Source organism: Actinomadura sp. 3N407 (genome assembly GCF_052245875.1).
GTDB lineage: Bacteria > Actinomycetota > Actinomycetes > Streptosporangiales > Streptosporangiaceae > Spirillospora.
On sequence record NZ_JBQQBP010000019.1, the window covers coordinates 117,458 to 134,151 of the forward strand.

Annotated in this window: 19 protein-coding genes; 8 read left to right on the forward strand and 11 right to left on the reverse strand. The window is 73.8% G+C overall.

Translation table 11 applies throughout. The annotated features are described in order from the left end of the window. The first annotated feature begins 12 nt into the window (after positions 1-12). Complete coding sequence (locus tag ACTWPP_RS36245) at positions 13-537, forward strand: DUF488 domain-containing protein (RefSeq protein ID WP_443109004.1); 525 nt, start codon at positions 13-15, stop codon at positions 535-537. Positions 538-577: 40 nt separating this feature from the next. On the opposite strand, the gene ACTWPP_RS36250 is transcribed toward ACTWPP_RS36245, so the two are convergent. From ACTWPP_RS36250 to mftA, 7 genes are all read right to left on the reverse strand, one after another. Then, positions 578-1,342 (reverse strand): crotonase/enoyl-CoA hydratase family protein, encoded by a 765-nt coding sequence (locus ACTWPP_RS36250; protein ID WP_443108938.1) that lies wholly within the window; start codon positions 1,340-1,342, stop codon positions 578-580. A gap of 64 nt (positions 1,343-1,406) precedes the next feature. Beyond that, a complete protein-coding gene (mftF, locus tag ACTWPP_RS36255; RefSeq protein ID WP_443108939.1) occupies positions 1,407-2,819 on the reverse strand; it encodes a mycofactocin biosynthesis glycosyltransferase MftF in 1,413 nt (470 codons plus the stop codon). Next, entirely contained in the window at positions 2,816-3,571 is a 756-nt protein-coding gene (gene mftE / locus ACTWPP_RS36260) for a mycofactocin biosynthesis peptidyl-dipeptidase MftE (protein WP_443108940.1), read from the reverse strand. The genes mftF and mftE overlap by 4 nt, the downstream gene beginning before the upstream one ends. Before the next feature lies 1 nt (position 3,572). After that, positions 3,573-4,760 carry a pre-mycofactocin synthase MftD gene (mftD, locus tag ACTWPP_RS36265; protein WP_443108941.1) on the reverse strand — a complete coding sequence of 396 codons (1,188 nt, stop codon included), beginning with the start codon at positions 4,758-4,760 and terminating at the stop codon, positions 3,573-3,575. A gap of 42 nt (positions 4,761-4,802) precedes the next feature. Then, on the reverse strand, positions 4,803-6,029 hold the full coding sequence (gene mftC, locus ACTWPP_RS36270; protein ID WP_443108942.1) for a mycofactocin radical SAM maturase: 1,227 nt from the start codon (positions 6,027-6,029) through the stop codon (positions 4,803-4,805). Further along, on the reverse strand, positions 6,026-6,313 hold the full coding sequence (gene mftB, locus ACTWPP_RS36275) for a mycofactocin biosynthesis chaperone MftB (protein ID WP_443108943.1): 288 nt from the start codon (positions 6,311-6,313) through the stop codon (positions 6,026-6,028). Before mftB ends, mftC begins: the two co-directional genes overlap by 4 nt. 10 nt (positions 6,314-6,323) lie before the next feature. Next, on the reverse strand, positions 6,324-6,443 hold the full coding sequence (gene mftA / locus ACTWPP_RS36280) for a mycofactocin precursor MftA (RefSeq protein WP_443108944.1): 120 nt from the start codon (positions 6,441-6,443) through the stop codon (positions 6,324-6,326). Between the two features lie 65 nt (positions 6,444-6,508). Between mftA and mftG the strand changes: the two genes are divergently transcribed. Then, positions 6,509-8,041, forward strand: coding sequence for a mycofactocin dehydrogenase MftG (gene mftG, locus ACTWPP_RS36285; protein ID WP_443108945.1), 1,533 nt, complete (start codon positions 6,509-6,511; stop codon positions 8,039-8,041). Between the two features lies 1 nt (position 8,042). Here the strand turns inward: mftG and mftR are convergent, their stop codons facing one another. After that, entirely contained in the window at positions 8,043-8,687 is a 645-nt protein-coding gene (gene mftR, locus ACTWPP_RS36290) for a mycofactocin system transcriptional regulator (protein WP_443108946.1), read from the reverse strand. 383 nt (positions 8,688-9,070) lie between these two features. Between mftR and ACTWPP_RS36295 the strand changes: the two genes are divergently transcribed. From ACTWPP_RS36295 to ACTWPP_RS36305, 3 genes are all read left to right on the forward strand, one after another. Then, entirely contained in the window at positions 9,071-9,910 is an 840-nt protein-coding gene (locus ACTWPP_RS36295) for a universal stress protein (RefSeq protein ID WP_443108947.1), read from the forward strand. A 20-nt stretch (positions 9,911-9,930) separates the two neighbouring features. Then, positions 9,931-10,794: a universal stress protein gene (locus tag ACTWPP_RS36300; RefSeq protein ID WP_443108948.1), complete on the forward strand. Its 864-nt coding sequence runs from the start codon at positions 9,931-9,933 to the stop codon at positions 10,792-10,794. Between the two features lie 247 nt (positions 10,795-11,041). After that, complete coding sequence (locus tag ACTWPP_RS36305; protein ID WP_443108949.1) at positions 11,042-11,893, forward strand: universal stress protein; 852 nt, start codon at positions 11,042-11,044, stop codon at positions 11,891-11,893. A 7-nt stretch (positions 11,894-11,900) separates the two neighbouring features. Here ACTWPP_RS36305 and ACTWPP_RS36310 read toward each other — a convergent pair whose 3' ends face one another. Continuing rightward, positions 11,901-12,533 (reverse strand): maleylpyruvate isomerase family mycothiol-dependent enzyme, encoded by a 633-nt coding sequence (locus tag ACTWPP_RS36310; RefSeq protein WP_443108950.1) that lies wholly within the window; start codon positions 12,531-12,533, stop codon positions 11,901-11,903. Between the two features lie 110 nt (positions 12,534-12,643). On the opposite strand from ACTWPP_RS36310, the gene gap reads away from it, so the two are divergent. Continuing rightward, the gene (gap, locus tag ACTWPP_RS36315; RefSeq protein ID WP_443108951.1) at positions 12,644-13,636 is read left to right on the forward strand and encodes a type I glyceraldehyde-3-phosphate dehydrogenase; all 993 of its coding nucleotides are present in this window, start codon (positions 12,644-12,646) and stop codon (positions 13,634-13,636) included. Positions 13,637-13,682: 46 nt separating this feature from the next. After that, positions 13,683-14,759, forward strand: coding sequence for a tellurite resistance/C4-dicarboxylate transporter family protein (locus ACTWPP_RS36320; protein WP_443108952.1), 1,077 nt, complete (start codon positions 13,683-13,685; stop codon positions 14,757-14,759). 41 nt (positions 14,760-14,800) lie between these two features. Here ACTWPP_RS36320 and ACTWPP_RS36325 read toward each other — a convergent pair whose 3' ends face one another. Next, on the reverse strand, positions 14,801-14,992 hold the full coding sequence (locus tag ACTWPP_RS36325) for a hypothetical protein (protein WP_443108953.1): 192 nt from the start codon (positions 14,990-14,992) through the stop codon (positions 14,801-14,803). Positions 14,993-14,999: 7 nt separating this feature from the next. Here ACTWPP_RS36325 and ACTWPP_RS36330 point away from each other — a divergent pair, with 7 nt between their 5' ends. Further along, complete coding sequence (locus ACTWPP_RS36330) at positions 15,000-15,377, forward strand: DUF397 domain-containing protein (RefSeq protein WP_443108954.1); 378 nt, start codon at positions 15,000-15,002, stop codon at positions 15,375-15,377. A gap of 244 nt (positions 15,378-15,621) precedes the next feature. Here ACTWPP_RS36330 and ACTWPP_RS36335 read toward each other — a convergent pair whose 3' ends face one another. Beyond that, the gene (locus ACTWPP_RS36335; protein WP_443108955.1) at positions 15,622-16,482 is read right to left on the reverse strand and encodes an SAM-dependent methyltransferase; all 861 of its coding nucleotides are present in this window, start codon (positions 16,480-16,482) and stop codon (positions 15,622-15,624) included. Positions 16,483-16,694 lie beyond the last annotated feature (212 nt).

Genomic DNA, 16,694 nt, shown 5'->3' on the forward strand with positions numbered 1-16,694 from the left:
AGTGTGGACGGGATGGAACCGCTGGTGACGTTCGGTCATGGCACCGCCGGGCGGGAGGAGCTGGCCCGCGCGCTGCGTGACGCCGGGGTGTCGGCCGTCGTGGACGTGCGCACCGCGCCCGGCAGCCGGCGCAACCCGGACGCGCAGCGCAGCGCCCTGGAGGAGTGGCTGCCCGCGGAGGGGATCGGGTACCGGTGGGAGAAGCGGCTGGGCGGCTTCCGCCGGGTCGGGCCGGACTCGCCCGACACGTTCTGGCGCAACGATTCCTTCCGCGGCTATGCCGGGCACACCCGCAGCCCCGACTTCGTGGCCGCCATGGACGAGCTGCTGGGCGAGGCCGGCCGGGCCCGCACGGCCGTCATGTGCAGCGAGTCGGTGTGGTGGCGTTGCCACCGCAGGCTCATCGCCGACTTCGCGGTGCTGGCACGCGGCCGGCCCGTCCTGCACCTCGCCCATGACGGCCGCCTCACCGGGCATCCGCCCACGTCCGGGGCGCGGCTGCGCGATGACGGGCTGCTCGTCTACGACGGGGAGTGACGGGCCCGGCCCGCCGCGCCCGTGCCGCCCTGTCGCCGCTCTATTCGCCGCGCCAGACGGGTGGGCGCTTCTCGGCGAAGGCGGTGGCGCCCTCGCGGGCGTCGCGGGAGGTGAAGATCGGGCGGATCAGTTCCTGCTGGCGGGTGAACGCCTCGTCGGCGGACCAGTCGGCGGAGGCGACGATGATCTCCTTGGTGGTGGCGACGGCGAGCGGGGCGTTGGCGGCGATGCGGGCGGCCAGGTCGCGGGCGGCGTCCAGGGCCTTGCCGGACGGGGTGACCTCGACGACCAGGCCGTGCTTCTCGGCGTCGGCGGCGGTCATGAACTCGCCGGTGAGGGCGAGCTTCATCGCGACCGCGTACGGGACGCGCTGGGGGAGCCGGATGAGGCCGCCCGCCCCGGCGACGAGGCCGCGTTTGACCTCGGGGATGCCGAACTTGGCGTCCTCGGCGGCGACGATCAGGTCGCAGGCGAGGGCGACTTCGCAGCCGCCGGCCAGGGCGTAGCCCTCGACCGCCGCGATCACCGGTTTGCGCGGGGGACGCAGCGTGAGGCCGGCGAGGCCGCGCCCGGGGACGGTGACGTCCTCGCCGGCGACGAACGCCTTGAGGTCCATGCCGGAGCAGAAGGTTCCGCCGGCGCCGGTGATGACGGCGGCGGTGAGGTCCCTGCGGGCCTCGAACTCGTCCAGTGCGGCGGCCACCCCGTCGCTGACCGCGCGGTTGACGGCGTTGCGGGCCTCGGGCCGGTTGATGGTGATGACGGTGACCCCGTCCGCGTGCTCGACCAGCACCTCGTCTGACATGCCGCCTATCCTAATGATCGCCCGGTTTCATCCGGCGCCGGTGTGGTCCGCGCCGGCCTGGGCCTCATCGGCGAAGTGCCGACGGGAGACGGACGTCGGGGCGCAGGGGAGCGGCCGAACGCGCGCGGGCGGCCGCGGCCGTGACCCCGGTCCCGTAGGCGACGTCCTCGGTGAGCCGCAGGACGGTGTAGCGGGCGGGGTCGATGGGGGGCCGCTGCCGCAGCCATTCCAGCGCGATGGGCGTGAGCATGGCCAGGGCGGCGGTGCGGGCGACGCGGCTGCGCGGGCACGCGGCCAGGGCGAGCAGGCCGGCGGGCCACCATTCGCGGCGCAGCGCGTGCCCGAGGCCGGCGGCGTCGGCGACGATGCCCTTGCCGACGAGCGCGACGGCCAGGCTCCAGTCGGCGGGCAGCGGTGCCAGGCTCCGGGCCAGCAGCGCCGCCGAGACGCCCGCGCACGCGGCCGCGGCGCCGGGGCGTCCCCGCGCGAGCAGCCCGAGGACGGCGAGGTTCCACATCGACGGGCGGGCGGGGGCGAGCCTGCCGGGGTGACGCCGCGCCAGGTCGGCGGCGGACGTTCCGTACTCGTGGCGGCGCCGTGCCCAGTCCGCCGGGTGCAGCCGTCCGGTGTGGGTGACGTGGGCGGCGGGCTCGTAGCGGACGTTCCACCCGAGGTCGGACAGCCGCCAGACGAAGTCGACGTCCTCGCCCAGCCGCAGGTCCTCGTCGAAGGCGTCGCCCTCGACCGCCGCCACGCGCACCAGCAGCGTCGCGGTGGGCACGAAGCCGAGCCTGCCTCCCGGCCGGACGAGCGCGGGCCGCACACCCATGTCCAGGGAGGACCGGGCGGCCTCGTAGCGGGCCAGCAGCGGGGAGCCGTGGTCGCCGCCGGGAAGCACGCGCGGCGCGACGGCGGCGACGCGGGGGTCGTCGAAATGCGGGACGAGGACGTCCAGCCAGCCGCCGCCGGGCCGGCAGTCGGAGTCGACGAACGCGACGAGCGGTGTCTCGACGAGCCGCAGGCCGGTGTTGCGCGCGGCGGCGGGACCCCGGTTGCGGGGGTGCCGGACCAGCCGCGCGCCGTGCGCGGCGGCCGCCCGGCGCAGCGGTGCGGGGTCCGGTGACCCGTCGTCCACGACGATCACCGGCACGTCCGCGATGGCCGCCAGGCACCGCTCCAGCTCGGAGGCGCGCCCGTAGGCGGGGATGACGACCGTCACGTCGTGCGGGCCGCGACGCGGTGCCGGGACGGGGTGGGCCATGCCGAGGTCGAGGAGGCGGCGGGCCACCGCCCGCCCGGTCGGGGAGGTGTCGGCCAGGCCGCGCGGCCCGGCCCGGCGCAGCGCCGCCAGGTGCGGGCGGGCGGCGTCGGCCAGGCGCACCACCTTCCAGGGCGACCCGCCGGTGGCGACCCGCCCGCCGGACCAGAAGGACGTCTCCCGGTCCAGGGCGACGGCGAAGCCGGCCGGGAGCCTCATGCCCTGGCCTTCGGGGACGGCGTGCCGGGGTCGAGGAGGCGGCCGCGCTCGTCCACCCGCGCGCCGCCGATCCGGAGCACGGCGGACGCCACGACGGCGTCCACGATCTCGCGGCCCCGCTCGCCGGAGGCCCCCGCCGGGTCACCGAGGACGCCGGACGGCGACACGGCCCGGACGCCCCGCGCGACGAGCTCGGGCATGATCACGTCGAGCGGCCGGGTCTCACCCGTGACCGCGCCGAACGGCCGCACCAGGCCGGGAGCCAGGTACAGCATCACCGACGTCTCGGCGAACCCGGCGTGCGCGTCGCCGCCGGGGATGCCGCAGCCGGTCCAGGCGGCGTCGTGTCCCTCGCGGCGGAGCCGGCCCGCGGCGGCGTCGAGCGTGGCGACGTTGCCGCCGTGCCCGTTGACGAGGACCACGCGCCCGGCCCACGCGGCGAGCGAGCGCGCGGTCTCCACGATCACGGCGTGCAGCGCCTCGTGCCCGATGGAGATCGTGCCGGGGAATCCGGCGTGCTCGCCGCTGGCGCCGTAGGCGATCGCCGGCGCGACGAGCACCTGCCCGCCCGCCTGCGCACGCAGGACATCGGCCACCCGCTCGGCCACGGCCCGGGCGATCACCGTGTCCGTGGACAGCGGCAGATGCGGCCCGTGCTGCTCGGTCGACCCGAGCGGCACCAGGACCAGGGGCGCCGCCGCGACGTCCGGCCAGGCCGCCCCCGCCAGATCACCGTCACCGGTTCCGGCCACGTCAGCCCGCCGTGTCGCCGCCCAGCGTCAGGCGGAAGCCCGGCGGGACGACGAGGTCGTCGGGGGACAGGTCGTGGACGCTGGAGTGGCCCAGGCCGAGGACGGCGGAGTCGAGGCCGCCGCGCAGGATGTCCAGGACGTTCTCCACCCCGGCCTGCCCGTTGGCGGCCAGACCCCACAGGTACGCGCGGCCGATGAGCACGGCCCGCGCGCCCAGGGCGAGCGCCTTGGCGACGTCTCCGCCGCGCCGCACGCCGCCGTCCAGCAGGACCTCGATCTGGTCGCCGACCGCGTCCGCGACGGACGGCAGGACGCGGATCGTGGCGGGCGTGGTGTCCAGGTTGTTGCCGCCGTGGTTGGACACCGACAGGGCGGTGACGCCGGCGTCGACCGCCCTCTTGGCGTCGTCCACGCGGGTGACGCCCTTGAGCATGAACGGCCCGCCCCACTCCTTGCGCAGCCACGCCACGTCCTCCCAGGTGGGAGGCGGTGTCTGCATCCACTCGCCGTAGGCGCCGAAGAAGGTGGGGGCCGGTCCCTCCGGCGGCTTGAGGTTCGGCGCGGTGAGGTCGGGCATGCGGCCCGTCCTGGCGAACTTCCACAGCCAGCCGGGGTGGGGCAGGACGCCCGGCGCCAGCTTCGCCATGGTCCTGACGTCGATCTTCTCCGGGATCATGGGGCTGCCCCAGTCCCGGCCGTGGGAGAACGACCAGTCGAGCGTGGCGATCAGCGCCTTGGCCCCGGCGTTCTTCGCGCGTTCCATGCGCTGCAGCATCGCGTCGCGGTCGCCGCTCCAGTACATCTGGAAGAAGACGTTCGGGTTGGCGTCCGCGACGTCCTCCACGGGTTTGCTCGCGAACGAGCTGAGGCCCATGATGACGCCCCGGTCGGCGGCGGCCCGCGCCACCGCCACCTCGCCGTCGGGGTGGACGGCCTGGACGCCGGTGGGGGAGATCAGCACGGGGAACGACGACTCCACACCCATCACGGTGGTGGACAGATCGCGCTCCGCCTTGTGGCCGACGACGCGCGGCGCGAAGCCGAGTTCGCCGAAGGCGCGGGTGTTGTCGCCGATCGTCCGGCCGCGCTCGGACCCGGCGACCAGCGCTCCGTAGACCATGTACGGCAGCCGCCTCTTGGCCCGGCGCTGCGCCTCGGCCACGGTCTCGAACCACGGGTTCCTGAACATGTGCGATATCTCCTGGGGATGGGCCGCCGCCGGTGACTCGTCTCAGGTGATGCGGAGGCCGGCGAGGGGGTTCTCCTCGCAGGCGCTCACCGGCGGGCGGTCCGGGGGCCGGCGGGACAGCGTCACCGGGACCGGCCTCCGCCGGGCCGGTGCGGTGCGGTGCGAGTGGTCGGCGGACGGCCTGGGGATGCCCGACCGGTCTTCGGGACGCCCGGCCAGCAGCTTCTCGCCGTACCCCTGGACGCATTCGGGGTCGGGGCCGTCGAGCGGCAGGCCGGTGAAGAACTTGGCGGCCATGCAGCCGCCCTTGCACGTGTCGTAGAAGGCGCAGGAGGTGCACGCCCCGCCGTTCTGCGGCTCGCGCAGGCCGCGGAACAGGTCGGACTCGCGCCAGACGCGGGTGAAGCCCCCCGGCCGCCGGATGTTCCCCGCGAGGAACTCCTCGTGGATCGCGAAGGGGCAGGCGTACACGTCGCCGACCGGGTCGATGAGGCACACCACCCGCCCGGCGCCGCACAGGTTGAGCCCCGGCAGCGCCTGCCCGTAGGCGGACAGGTGGAAGAACGAGTCGCCGGTCAGGACGCTGTCGCCGTGCGCGACCAGCCAGTCGTACAGCTCGCGCTGCTGCCCGCTGGTGGGGTGCAGCTCGTCCCACACGTCGGCGCCGCGGCCGGACGGGCGCAGCCGGGTCAGGCGGAGCTGGGCGCCGTGCTCGTCGGCGAGCGCCTTGAACGCGTCCATCTGCGGGATGTTGTGCCGCGTGCACACGACGGAGAGCTTGAAGTTCTTCATGCCCGCGTCCGCGAGGTTGCGCATCGCGCGCAGGGCGGTGTCGTAGGAGCCGGGGCCGCGCAGCGCGTCGTTGACGTCGGCGGTCGCGCCGTCGAGCGAGATCTGGACGTCGACGTAGTCGTTGGCCGCGAGCCGCCGCGCGACCTCGGGCGTGATCCGGACGCCGTTGGTGGAGAACTTCACGCCGACGTTGTGCGCGGTGGCGTAGTCCAGCAGCTCCCAGAAGTCGGGGCGGACGGTCGGCTCCCCGCCGCCGATGTTGACGTAGAAGACCTGCATGGCCTCCAGTTCGTCGATGACGGCCCTGGCCTCGGCGGTGCTCAGCTCACGCGGGTCGCGGCGCCCCGAGCTGGACAGGCAGTGCGCGCAGGACAGGTTGCAGGCGTAGGTGAGTTCCCAGGTCAGGCAGATCGGCGCGTCGAGCCCGTACTCGAACAGGTCGACCAGCCGCGTCCCGGGTTCCGTGGTGGCGGTCATGAGGTCCTTTCGACGAGCATCGAGGACCGGACGAGCGCGCCGAGGGCCGCGCGGTACCGGGCCAGGTCGGAGGCCGGGACGCCGGCCGCCGCGCAGGCGTCCCGGGCCGTGGGCGCGTCCTTGAGGGACCGCACGACCTCCAGCAGGCGGCGGTCCTTGAGGAAGGACAACTTGCGCGTGCCGAAGTGGTAGAGGAGCGCGCCGAAGGGCTCGGGCCGCACCGAGACCTGCGGGTGCAGGTCCCAGGCGCGGTCGAGGTCGATGCCTGGCATGCCGGCGGACATGGCGGCCGGTCTAGTAGACGCCGCACATGCCGTCGATCGAGACCTCCTCGATCAGGGACTCGGCGACGTCGAGCTCCTCGGCCGCGTCGTCGGCCTGGTCCGTGACCTGGTTCTCCGGGGCGGTGTCCATGTGTCCTCCTTTGCCGGCTTGGTCGGATACTAAATGCATCGAGTGCCAAAAGATAGGCTCCGATCATGATCCGGCGTGCCGACGTGCTCGTCATCGGGGCGGGCGGCAGCGGCGCCGCCCTGGCGGCCAGGCTCAGCGACGACCCCGGCCGCGAGGTCCTGGTCGTGGAGGCCGGGCCGGTCCCGCGCGCCCTGCCGGAGTTCCCGGCGGACCTGCTGGACGCCCGCCTCGTCCCGGGCGCCCGGCCGGGGGACCCCGCCGTCCGGACGTTCCCGGCTCTGCTCACGTCCGGCAAGCCCTACACGGCGGTCCGGGGGCGCTTCCTCGGCGGTTCGACCACCGTGAACGGCGGCTACTTCATCCGGGCACGGCGCGCCGACTTCGACCGCTGGTCGGCTGCCGCCGCCGACGACCTCTGGTCCTATGACCGGGTGCTGCCCTTCCTGCGCGCACTGGAGACCGACCTCGACCACGGGGCCGCGCCGCTGCACGGCGACCGCGGCCCGGTCCCCGTCCGCCGCACCGGGCTGCGGCATCCCGCCGCCGCGGCGTTCCAGGCCGCCGCCCGCGAACTCCGGCATCCGGACGAGCCCGACAAGAACGCCCAGGACGCGCCCGGCTTCGGCCCGGTGCCGTCGAACACGGTGGACGGCCGGCGGGTCAACACCGGCATCGCCTACCTGCTCGGCGCGGCGGCGCGTCGTCCCAACCTCACCGTGGTGGGCGGCTGCGCGGTCCGGTCGGTGACGATCAGCCGCGGCCGTGCGACCGGGGTCGTGGCCGAGCACGGCGGGCGGCGGACGGTGCTGGAGGCGGACGAGATCGTCCTGTGCGCGGGCGCCCTCACCTCACCGCACCTGCTGCACCTGTCGGGCATCGGACCCGCCGAAGACCTCGCGCGCGCCGGCGTTCCGGTCGTCCACGACCTCCCCGCCGTGGGCGCCGCGCTCAGCGACCACCCGCAGGTGGCCGTGGAGTGGGTCCCCCGGCGGCCGATGCCCGAGCCGTCCGGCTCCTGGCTCGGCGGCGCGCTGCACCTGCCCTCCTCCGGCGGCGCCGGGGCGGGCGACCTGGAAGTCCTCCAGTCCCTCGTGCCCATCACCGGTCTGATCGCGGGGACGACCACGGACCCCGGCGCGCCCCTGCCCTTCCTCGTGTCGGTGCTGACCCCGCGCAGGTCCGGCGGGCTGCGCACGGTGTCGGCGGACCCCGGCGTCCCGCCGCGCATCGAGTACGGGTACCTGGAAACCGGCGCCGACCGGAGCCGGATGCGCGAGGCGGTGCGCGCGGCGGCCGCCGTGGTGGCCGCCGCGGCCTTCGGCGAGGTCTCGCGGGGCCTGGTCGGGCCCGCCGCCCCGGCACTGGACGACGACCGCGCGCTGGATCGGTGGATACGCGCCCGGCTCGGCACGGCCCAGCACACCTGCGGCACCGTCCCGATGGGACCGGCGGGCGCCGTCGACGCCCGCGGCAGGGTCCACGGGCTGGAGGGGCTCCGCGTAGCCGATACCTCGATCCTCCCGACGGCTCCGCTGCGCGGCCCGGCCGCCACGGCCGTCCTCATCGGCGAGCTGATCGCTTACGCCGGGTCGTGCTGAGTCAGGGCGCGGACACGGTCCCGGCGTCGTCCAGCACCGCGGTCAGGCCGGCGCCCAGGTGGCGGATGGCCTCGTCCAGCAGGCCCGACAGCGCCGTCCGCCCCTCGCACGCCAGCCAGTGCTCATAGGCGGAGACCGCGGCGGCGAGGACGAGGTGGCCTGCGAGCCGGGGGACCTGCGCCGACGCCGGGACGCCGGTGCGCCCCGCCACGAACTCGGTGATGACCGCCCGCCATGACGCGTACCGCAGGGTGGCGTCCGCCTGGAGGGTCGGCACCCGCAGGATCAGTTCCATGCGCTGCCGGTGCCAGGGCACCTCCTGCGGGTCGAACCGGTTGAACTCGACGACGGCGCGGCGCACCGCGTCCATCATCGGCGCGTGCGGATCGGTGTCGTCCAGCAGCCCGCGCAGCCTGCGCAGCTGACCCTCGAAATCGCCCCACACCAGGTCGTTCTTGGACGAGAAGTAGCGGAAGAACGTCCGCCGCGCGATCCCCGCCGCAGCCGCGATGTCGTCCACCGTGGTCTTGTCGAACCCCTGCCGGGCGAACAGCTCGAAGGCCAGCCGCTCCAGGGCGGCCGGCGAGGTCGCGCGCGGCCTGCCCATGGCCCGCCGGTTGCCGGCCGTCCCGGCCTTGGAGGTCACGGGTACAGGTTCCCACGGCCCGCGCGGTCACCGCGCGGGCTCCGCGAGATGGCGTCTCCAGGCCCGCCCGACGCACAGGGGCCTGACCGGCCTGCTCGCGTTCCTCGGTGTTCCGGGCCGCTGCCGGGGGCGGGTAAATCTTCTGGAAAGCGGCTTTCGCCCCTTGGATGACCCGGGGTTTTCGAGGTTCACTGTTGGTGGGTGGAGGAAGCCCGTCGAACGGCACGGAGAAGTGGGAGACCACGCACCGCGCATCTTGTGACGTCGTCTAAACGACGCAGGACTTCCTTCACTCTTTTCGTGCAGGCATTCGGGCACTACCGCGGCCTTCTGTGGGAATCGACGCCGAGAGCGACCGCAGGACGGACGAAGGAGAGCGTGCCATGCCCAAGCCGGCTCCGATCATTGTGGGTGTCGACGGTTCCGCGCATGCCTGGCGGGCCTTGGACTGGGCGGCCGACTACGCCGCCCGGCACCGCCTGCCGGCCCGTCTGGTGCACGGGTCGCGCGCCCTCGTGCCGGACGGGACGATCCCGGACGACGCGCTGCGCCGCCTGGTCGCCGAGCGGGAGGAGATGCTCGCCGAGGCCCGGCGGTACGCGCTGAAGCAGCATCCCGACCTGGAGGTCACGACGCGGCTGGAGCCGACGGACCCGGGCGGCGCGCTGGTGGACGGCGGCGAGGACGCCGCGCTGGTGGCGGTCGGGTCGCGCGGCCTCGGCGGGTTCGAGGGCCTGCTGTTCGGCTCGGTCGGCCTCCACGTCGCCGCGCGCGCCCCGTGCCCGGTGCTGGTGGTGACCGAGGCGGCGCCCTATCCGGGTGACGCGCCGCCGCAGGTCGTGGTCGGGGTCAAGGGGGAGCCGGGCGAGGACGCGGTGGTCCGCTGGGCCTACGAGGAGGCCGATTCGCGCGGTGCCGGGATCGTCGCGCTGCACGCCGTCGGCGGCGATTTCTCGCCCCGCCGGCGGGTGATCGAGGACATGGAGCTGTCGGCGGCCGTCGCCGGGATGAGCGAGGACTTCCCGGACGTCCCGGTCAGGGAGCTGGTCTCCGACCGCACGGCGCCGCGGGCGTTGACCGAGGCGTCGCGGAACGCCGCGCTGGTCGTGGTCGGCGCCCGTCCACGGAAGAAGAACCTGATCGGGATGGCGCTCGGGCGCGTCAACCACGCGGCGCTGCACCACTCGCGCTGCCCCGTGGTCATCGTGCCCACCGGCGGGTGAGCCGGGGAAGGGAGCGGTCGATGGTCGCGCTGACCAGGGCCCAGCGGCCGAACGTCCTGTTCGGCTATGACGGGACCGAGCAGAACGACCCCGCGTTGCGCTGGGCGGTCGAGGAGGCCCGGCTGCGCGGGCTGGATCTGGTGATGTGCCATTGCTGGCACTGGCCGTATCCGCGGAGCCATGTGGACGAGGGCGTTCAGGCGATCGTCCAGCGGGCGGGGGGGAACCTCCTGCAGCAGGGCGAGGGGTGGGCACGCGAGTTGGGCGCGCCGGGGGAGGTGCGGACGGCGCTGCGGCAGGGACCGGTCCCCGACGCGCTGGTGCGCGAGTCCGGTGACGCGGAGCTGATCGTGATCGGCTCGCATGAGCCGAACCGGCTGCCCGAGGGGTCGACGGCGACACAGCTTCCGGCGCGGGCGCACCGCCCCGTGATCGCGGTGCGCGGTGCCGGCGCCGGGCGCGGCCTGGTCGTGGCCGGGGCGGACGGGTCGCCGGCGGCGGGCGCGGCGCTCGGCTTCGCCATGGAGGAGGCCGTCCTCCGGAGCTGCGACCTGCATGTCGTCTGCGGGGCCTGGGAGCCCGGCGCCGTGCCCGTCTCCGAACTGTCCTTGTTCACCGACAAGGAGACGCTGTTCCGCGCGCGCGCCGTCATGCTGGAGGAGGCCGTCCAGCCTTGGCGGGATCGCTACCCGGAGGTGCCGGTGCGGATCTCGGTGCTGCTGGAGCGTCCCCGGGAGGCCCTGCTGGACGCGGCCGCCGGCGCCGATCTGCTCGTCGTGGGGGACCGGGGCACCGGCGGTGTGGATCCGCTGCTGCTCGGCGCGACGAGTTCGACGATGCTGCAGCATGCCCCTTGCACGGTTGCGATCGTCCCGCAGCCCTGATCCGCGGCCGGGGGCCGATGCGGTTGGTCGCCGAGGCGGGCCCGCGCGCGGCGTCCCAGAGCCGGTCGCCGCGCCCGCCGGTCGCAGTGGCGCCGCACGAGCCCGTACAGGCCGAACAGCGGCGGCCCCATGGCGATGACGACGCCCGTCCCCGCCGAGCTGGACGGCCTCTTTTTTGCCCCAGGCGTGGGGTTAGAGCCGTCCGGGTGGGGAGTTTCGCTTTGAGAGGCCACGAAAGGAGGGCACGATGTCCGAACCGATCGTCGTCGGCACCGACGGGTCCGGTGAGTCGGACCGTGCCGTGGAATGGGCCGCCGCCGAGGCCGTCCTGCGCCGGCGTCCCCTGCGCATCGTGCACGCCGTGGAGAGCTGGCCGTTCAAGGCGCCGCTGTTCGCGCCGCCCGAGAAGGCGGACGGTCTGAGCCGCGCGGGCAAGGCGCTGCTGGACACGGTCGCGGCGCGCGTCCACGAGCGGTGGCCGGACCTCGAGACGGCGACCGCGCTGGTCGCCGAGGAGACGCCCGACGCCCTGCGGGAGCAGGCGGACGACGCGTTCGAACTGGTGATGGGCAGCCGCGGCCGGGGCGGCTTCGCCAGCCTGCTGCTGGGGTCGACCAGCCTGCGGGTCGCCTCGCGGTGCACCGTCCCGGTCGTGATCGTGCGCGGGGACGTCACCGACCGCGGCGAGGTCGTCGCGGGGGTCGACCTGCGCCGGGGCACGGACGCGGTCCTCGACCACGCCTTCGGCGCCGCGGCGCTGCGGGGCGCGCGGCTGCGGATCGTTCACGCGTGGCAGATGCCCACGACGCTCATCGACGCCGGCTACACGGCCGAGGAAGAGGAGGAGGCCGGACGGCGGCTGCGGGGGCGGCTGGTCGCGGCGTACGACCCGCACCGGCGCGAGTACCCGCAGGTGGAGGTCGTCGACGAGGTCGTCCTGAAGCACCCGGTGACCGCGCTGACCAACCCGTCGCGCGATGCCCGCCTGCTCGTGGCGGGCGCCCACGAACGCCGCTGGAACGCGCCGCGGCTCGGGTCCACCAGCCACGGGCTCATCCACCACGCGCAATGCCCGGTCGTCATCGTCCCTCCCCGCTGAGCGAGGTTCAGCGGGACGGTTTCTCGATGCGGTCGGCGAGTGCCCGGCAGCCGGGGCCGGAGAGTTCGTCCACGATGCCGCGCCGCCCGGCGATGGCCATCAGCAGCGCCTCGGCGGTGCCCCGCACTTCCGGGCCGGAGCCCTTGGACCAGTTCAGGTCGGTCGCCACGAGGCGGAGGCGCCGGACGCGCCAGAAGCCGCCGAGGACCGGGGCGGCCAGCGCGCCGCCCAGGGTGGGCAGCAGCCGCTCCGCCGGTATCTCGCGCGGCATGCCCAGCGGACGCCGGATGTCCTGGTGGTGGATGACGCCGTCCACGAGCGCGATCCGTCCGCCGAACGCGGCGGTCAGGCCCTTGGGCTGCCGGCGTCGCCTCAGCAGCGCCAGCAGTTCGGCGGGGGAGAGCGCGCGGTGGGCGTCCACGCCCAGGGCGTTGGCCCGCCCCAGCAGGAAACGGCCCTTCGCCAGCCGCCGCCCCACCTCCCGCATGCTCAGGTCCTCGTAGCTGATCATGTGGCCCACGACGTCGCGGACCCGCCAGCCCTCGCACAACGTGGGCGCGTCCCACTGTTCGGGCGTCAGCGTCTCAAGGAAATCCGCCAGGTCGGTCCGCTCGTCCCGCGCCAGTGCCTTCGCGTCCATGACGACTCCCTAACGCACGCCGGCGTCCCCGCGCAAGCGCCGTGGTTCGGCCGGGGCTCGCGGGGTAGGCGACCTATCCCGCAGGACGGCGATTCGGGGAGGGGCATGCGATGGCGACCGTGGCGATCAACGGGCTGGGCAGGATCGGCCGGGCGGCGCTGAAGATCCTGCTGGACACCGAGGGGCTCGACGTGGCCGCGGTGAACGACATCGCCGACGCCGACAATCTGGCCTATCTGCTCAAGTACGACACCGTGTACGGGCGGTACGGCCGCGAGGTCAGCGCGGAGGACGGGACCCTGCTCGTGGACGGCCACCGGATCCCGGCGTTCACCGAACGCGACCCGGCCGAGCTGCCCTGGGGCGACCTCGGCGTCGATCTGGTGCTGGAGTGCACCGGCGTCTTCACCCGCGAAGAGGATCTGAAGAAGCACATCGAGGCCGGCGCGTCGTACGTGATCCTGTCCGCGCCGTCGAAGACGGAGACGGTGCCGACGGTGGTGCACGGCGTGAACCGTCCGGACGGTGAGCCGCGGATCGTCTCGTGCGCGAGCTGCACGACGAACTGCATCACGCCGATCGTCGAGGTCGCGCACCGGCGGGTCGGGGTGGAGCGCGCGGTGATGACGGCCATCCACGCCTACACCGGCGGTCAGCAGCTGGTGGACGGCCCGAGCAAGCGGTACCGGCGTGGACGGGCGGGCGCGGCCAACCTGGTGCCGACGTCGACCGGCGCGGCGCAGGCCACCACCCAGGCGGTGCCGGACCTTGCCGGACGGTTCGACGGGATCGCGGTGCGCGCCCCCGTCCCGGTGGGGTCGATCGCCGACGTCGTGTTCGTCGCGTCCCGGGACACGACGGCGGAGGAGATCAACGACGCGTTCCGGGAGGAGTCCGAGACAGCCCAGTACCGGGGCATCCTCGGCGTCTCGGCGGACCCGCTCGTGTCGGCCGACATCGTCGGCGACCCGCGCGCCGCGATCGTGGATCTCGACATGACGCAGGTCGTGGACGGCACGCTGGTCAAGGTGATGGCCTGGTACGACAACGAGTGGGGGTTCACGCACCAGATGGTCCGTGAGGCCCGCAGCATCCTCACGTGACCGACGCGTTCTCCAGGGCCGCGGAAGACCCGATTACGGTACCGGCGTGAATCCCAGCCGCGCCGGTACCCGTCTCGCCGCGGTGAAGCAGGCGGTCTCCACCCTCAACCCGGGCTATTTCGCGTTCGTCATGGGTACCGCGATCCTGTCGATCGGGGTCACCGGCCACGGACTGACGACCCTGTCCGCCGTGCTGCTGTGGCTCGCCGCGGCCGGCTACGCCGTCCTGGTCGTCCTGACCGCCTGGCGCGCCGCCGCCTTCCGCGCCGAACTGAAGACGGAGTTCACCGACCCGCGGCGCGGCTTCGGGTTCTTCACGTTCGTCGCCGCCACGAACGTCCTCGGCGCCCGCCTGGTCGCCGCCGACCACAAGACGACCGCGTTCGCACTGCTCATCGTCGGATGCGTGGCCTGGATCGCGCTCGGCTACGTGGTCCCGTGGACGGCGGTCCTCGGACGCGCGGAACGCCCGGTCGTGGCAGGAGCGAACGGCACCTGGTTCATCTGGGTGGTGGCCAGCCAGTCCGTCGCGGTGCTCGCCGCCGTCCTGGAACCGGTGGTCGGGTTCGGCCGGCACGAGCTCGCCATGCTCGCGGTGGGGTCCTGGTCGGTCGGCATGTTCCTCTACGCGGGCACCGGCGTGTTCGTCGCCGCCCGCATGCTGCTGTACCCGCTGCGCCCGGCCGACCTCACCCCGCCGTACTGGGTCGCGATGGGCGCCACCGCGATCACCGTCCTCGCCGGTGCCCGGATCGTGCAGATGGCCGACACCCCGATGGTCACCGCGACGCGCGGCCTGATCGCCGGCACGTCCGTCATGGTGTGGGCGTTCGGCACGTGGCTGATCCCGCCGCTGGTCGCGGCCGGCTGGTGGCGGCACATCACCCACCGGGTCCCGCTGCGCTACGACGTGACGCTGTGGAGCGTGGTGTTCCCGCTCGGCATGTACGGCGCAGCCGGGCACTACCTCGGCACCGCCGACGACCTTCCCATCGTCCGCGCGATCGGCGAGACGGAGACCTGGGTGGCGCTCGCCGTCTGGGCGCTGACGTTCGCCGCCATGCTCGTCCACCTGGCGAACACCCTGGGACGCCCGGGTGGGAGCCGCGCGGCGGGGAGCTGAGGGGCACCTCCCGGCCGCGCGGCGGCTGGCGGCTCTGCGGGTCACCTGTCCGGACGGGCCTTGAGGACGGCCTGGATGAGGTCGTCGGGATCGGGCGCGTTGACGATCTTCCACTGCGTCCCGCCGGGGATCAGCGCCCACCACTCCTTGGTGGAGACGCCCCACCAGCAGACGACGCCGTCGAACCGCTCCTGAAGCTCGGCGATCGTCACCGCGTGAGACGGGTCCGGCATGGAGGGGATGTCAGGGCACGTCGCGTCGATCGCCGACTCCTGGTGTGTCCGCGCGGCGAGCGCGGCCGTGACGAACGGCTACCGCTGGAGCGTGTGTCGAGGTGGCGTTGGAGCCAATGCACACTGGCGTAAGAGCAGCCACAGCGACGACACCGGCGGCCAATGTGTCGAGGTGGCGTCCATGGTGCCGGTATCGACTGCGACGTGGCAGAAGAGCAGTCGTAGTACTAACACCGGGGATCAGTGTGTCGAGGTAGCGGACTTGCTGTCGGCGGTGGCGGTGCGGGACTCGAAGGACCCGGACGGGCCGAAGTTGGTGTTCGGGGCCGACGCGTGGCAGGCGTTCGCGAGCCGCGTGAAGGGCGGAACCCTCGACCTGTCCTGAGATCACGAGCAGAGCCCCCGAACCGCACGGGCCGGGGGCTTTCGCGTCCCACCTCCTCCTTTGCTTTGGCTCGGCCCCGCGCCCCAGGCAAGGACGTCTCCACGCCGAGGACTCCCACCCTCAAGCCCCGGCCCCGCGCCATCGCAGTTCTGGCCCGGTCCCGCCAGGACGCCACCTGCCGGCGCACCAGGACGCCAACGGCTGCGCTCGCTGCTGCGCGTGACCACGGACCGATGTCTCGGTGTCAGGCTTCGGCTACCACGAGGCCCATCTCGTTTCGTGGGGTGGCGATCTGAGTGATGGAGTGAAAGCCGGTGGCGGTGAGTCGTGCCGCCAGTTCGGCGGGGGTCCAGGGGGTGATGTCGCGGCGGGCCATTCGCCATCGAAGCACAGCCTCGCGTACGGGCTCGGGCTGGTCCGTGTCGGCCAGTACGGTCGCGCCGACCAGCCAGCCTCCGGGCCGTAGCGCGGCCAGGACGCGCGGCAAAGCCTGCGTGGCGGCGTGCGGTGCGAGGACGCCGAGTGGCAGCCAGGCCAGGTCGTAGGCGGCGGTGTCGGCGAGTTCGGCGACGTCCTGGAGCCGTAGGTCGACGCGGTCGCGGACCCCTCGGCGGGTCAGATGCTCCTCGGCCAGACGCAGTGCGCGGGGAGCGGTGTCGATGCCGACCGCTCGGGCGGTCGGCGCCCGCGAGATCACGCCGGCGGCGATGGCGCCGATACCTGTGCCGATGTCGAGAAAGTGCAGGCCGGGACGGTGCAGGACCTTGCCGACATCGGGGACGCGAGCCGTCACCAGATCCAGGAATGCGGTCATGCGCTCGCCGGAGGACTCGCCCTGAACGATGAAGGACGCGTCGTCATCTTCTTCGGCGGGGCGTCCGTCGGCTGCGTCGGCGGCTTGGCGGAGGATTCCCGCGATCTGGCCGGTGAAGGCGACCGGCGCGGGCAGCCCGTCCAGGAACGTGCGGTAGGCGGGATGCAGCCGCCAGCCGTCCGGGGTGTGTTCGGCGTATCCGGCGGCGCCCAGTACCGCGCCGTGCTCCTCGCTCAACGAGGAGGCGCGTACCGCGGCGGCCAGGGCGGCGAGCACCCAGGCATCGGTCATCAGTGCATCGATGCGGGAGCGGGGAGCGGGTTCCCGAGGCGCCATGTCGTGAGTCTGGCATTCGCCAGAACCCTCGACAAAACACCGAATTTATGTTGATCATGGACTCTGGGCAACTGTCCGGCCAATCGCAGAGGAGGGTGCTTGTGGCTTGCGCAGGCTACGACTGGACCGTCTCCCTTGAGCACGTGAGCGATGCTGTGCTCGAAGCG